Annotated in this window: 1 protein-coding gene; it reads left to right on the forward strand. The window is 22.3% G+C overall.

The genetic code is table 11. From position 1 onward, the window contains the following. Positions 1-38 precede the first annotated feature (38 nt). A complete protein-coding gene (locus LUA84_RS03455) occupies positions 39-527 on the forward strand; it encodes a ZPR1-type zinc finger protein (protein ID WP_231434453.1) in 489 nt (162 codons plus the stop codon). Positions 528-577 lie beyond the last annotated feature (50 nt).

Raw genomic sequence — 577 nt, forward strand, 5'->3', positions numbered from 1 at the left:
AGCTCAGATAAACTTAATATTTAGATTATTAAATATATATGATAATCTTAACAGATTCTTGTCCAGTTTGTAATTCAAAGGATATTGAAGTAAAAACAATTGAATATGATTTTCCAGAAATAGGTAAGTCATTACTTTATGTATTTAAATGTAATTCTTGCGGTTATAAAACATATGAAATAACACCATTAGAAGATAGAGGCTATGTAAAAATAGAATATAAGATAGATAATATAGAAAAAACAAGAAAGTTATTTTTAAAATCTCCTTATGCAAAAATAATATTAAAAGAAATTGAAATAGAGATAAATCCAGGTATTGAATCAAAATTTGAAATTAGAACAATAGATGATTTTTTAATGAATGTAAAAAATAATTTAGAANNCTTTAGGATACTATATTCTGATGATAAAGAAAAATATGACAAAATAGTAGAAAAAATAAATTATATAGAAGATGTATTGAATAATAAAAGGGAATTAANNATAATAATAGAAGATGAAAAGGGATTATCAAAAATATATTAAGATTCTTGACTTTCCTGTTTTACTTCCTCAACTACAGGCATTTGATGCCC

The organism is Candidatus Nanopusillus massiliensis (genome assembly GCF_920984865.1).